The following is a 2404-nucleotide window of genomic DNA, read 5'->3' as shown; positions in this document are numbered from 1 at the left end:
CTCGATCTCGGCGGGGTTGGAGCACGTGGGGTCGTGCGAGGCGGAGGCGTCGAAGAAGTGACGGGGCGGTGGGGTGTGGCGCGGTCGGTGGTGGTGAGCGGGCTGGTGGCGGTGGCGCTGGTCGGGTGCTCGGCTCCGGAGGTCGCGCCCGAGGTGGCGTCGTTGTCGTCCGGGACCGGGCAGGCCCCGGCCCCGTCGGCCGAGCGGGAGCGGCCTCGGGAGCGGCTGGACATGACGCCGGAGGACCTGGAGGCGTTGCAGCGGCCGTACTGGAAGTGCATGGGCGAGCAGGGGATTCCGGACAAGCGGGCGATGGGCGACCTGTCCGTCACGCCGGAGAGCGACGAGAGGATCGCGGCGGCGGAGGCGGCCTGCGCGCACACGGTGCCGCTGCCGCCGTGGGAGAGGGACCCCGCGAACCCGGAGTCGCACGCGTTCCTGGTCCGGGTCGTGGACTGCCTGCGCGGCGAGGGGGTGGTGAAGGTGGAGGTCGTTCCCGGTGAGAGCGGTGGTCACACCATCGCGATGGGGGGTGCGGAGAACGACGCGGAGCAGGTCGGGCTCGCGCTGGAGCACATGTCCGAGTGCGAGGCGGAGGCCTCGCGCCGGTAGCGGAGGGGTGGACGGCTGCGCGGAGGCGGGGGTCAGGCGGTGGTGAAGGCCGCCAGGCCGTCGAGGAGGCGGTCGATCTCGTCCTCGGTGGTGTAGGGGGCGATGCCGATCCGCAGGCCCCCGCTCTCCGGGAGGCCCAGCGCCAGCGCCGCCTCGTGGGCGTAGAAGGCGCCCGCCGGGGCCAGGACGTCGCGCTCGGCGAGGAAGCGGTAGGCGGCTCGGGCGTCGTGGCCGGGGAGCTCCAGGAGGGTCGTCGGGGTGCGGTCGGTGGCGCGGGAGCGGTTCAGGACGCGGTCGCCCAGCGCCGCCAGGCCCTCGGTGAGGCGGGCGAGCAGGGCGTGCTCGTGCTCGGCCACGGCGCGGTAGGCCGCTTCCAGGCTGGCGCGGCGGGTGGGCGCGGGGGCGATCGCGGCCAGGAAGTCGACGGCCGCGGTCGCGCCCGCGAGCGACTCGAAGGGCAGGGTGCCGAACTCGAAGCGCTCGGGGACGGCGTTCGTGGACGGGACCAGCTTGTCCGGGCTCAGGGACTCCAGCAGCGCCGGGTCCGCGCCGAGGACGCCGCAGTGCGGGCCGAAGAACTTGTAGGGCGAGCAGACCACGAAGTCCGCGCCCAGCGCGGTGGCGTCCACCAGGCCGTGGGCGGCGTGGTGGACGGCGTCGACGTGCACCAGCGCGCCGACCTCGTGCGCCCGGTCGGCGATGGCGCGCACCGGCGGGCGGGTGCCCAGCAGGTTCGAGGCGGCGGTGACCGCGACCAGCCTGGTGCGGTCGGTGATGACGCGGTCCAGCTCGTCCGCGCGGAGCAGGGCGGTCTCCGGGTCGAGGTCGAGCCAGCGGACCGCCGCGCCCGCGCGTTCGGCGGCCTGCACCCACGGGCGGACGTTGGCGTCGTGGTCGAGCCTGGTCACGACGACCTCGTCGCCGGAGCCCCAGGAGCGGGACAGGTGGTGGGAGAAGTCGTAGGTGAGCTGGGTGGAGCTGCGGCCGTGGACCACGCCGCGCTCGGGGACGCCCAGGAAGTCGGCGTAGGCGGAGCGGAAGGCGGCGACGACCTGCTCGGCGTTGCGCTCGGAGGGCAGCTCGGACCCGCGCAGCGACAGCGGGCCGGTCATGGTGGCGGCGATGGCCTCGCCGACGGGGCGCGGGGTCTGGGTGCCGCCGGGGCCGTCGAAGTGGGCGACCCCGGAGGTCAGAGACGGGAAGTGCGCGCGGAACGCGTGGACGTCGAAGGACACCGTCGCCTCACCTGCCCCCGGTGCGCCGCTCCTCGCCGCACCGGTCCACCGGGTGACCGCGCGGGTTGCTGTGGGGAGGACTCTGCCACCTCGGCGCAGAGCGCGCCCAGGTGGGGCGGGTCGCGGCGGGGGCGACCGGGAGCGGGGCGGGGCGCGGGCGGGAGTGGAACCGGGCGGAGGAGAGCGGCGGGCTGAGGCCGCCGGGTGCGGGCGGCCGGGAGTGGGCGGGGGGCTGCGGGAGCGGGGCGGTGTCGTCGGGGGGGCGGTTTGGGGTGGTGTAGCAGGGTTTGGGCGGTTCCGCTTCTGCCTGGTTGCGGTGTTCGCGGGTGAGCAATCTGGGAGAAGTGGTCGGTGTTCGTGCGGTCGTAGGCTCTCGCCTGCCCGAATGGGCGGGGACGGTCGGTGGATCGGTCGATCTGGAGACGGAGGTGCCCCGTGGGGGTGCTGGACGACTACGACGACATCGTGATCGGCGCCGGGAGCGCCGGGGTTCCGGTTGCTGTCCGGCTCAGCGAGGACCGGGCCAGGCGGGTTCTGCTGGTCGAGGCCGGACCGGA

2 protein-coding genes are annotated in these 2404 nt (G+C 75.2%); one reads left to right on the top strand and one right to left on the bottom strand.

Features of this window, described 5'->3' with window-relative positions:
- The first annotated feature begins 75 nt into the window (after positions 1 to 75).
- Entirely contained in the window at positions 76 to 612 is a 537-nt protein-coding gene (locus ACTUAL_RS05790; RefSeq protein ID WP_440899515.1) for a hypothetical protein, read from the top strand.
- Positions 613 to 644: 32 nt separating this feature from the next.
- On the opposite strand, the gene ACTUAL_RS05785 is transcribed toward ACTUAL_RS05790, so the two are convergent.
- Positions 645 to 1847, bottom strand: coding sequence for a cysteine desulfurase-like protein (locus ACTUAL_RS05785; RefSeq protein ID WP_440899514.1), 1203 nt, complete (start codon positions 1845 to 1847; stop codon positions 645 to 647).
- Positions 1848 to 2404: the final 557 nt, after the last annotated feature.

It is taken from the genome of Actinosynnema sp. (genome assembly GCF_052038725.1).
The sequence above is the reverse complement of the archived record's forward strand: the minus strand, read 5'-3'. Positions and strand labels throughout refer to the sequence as shown.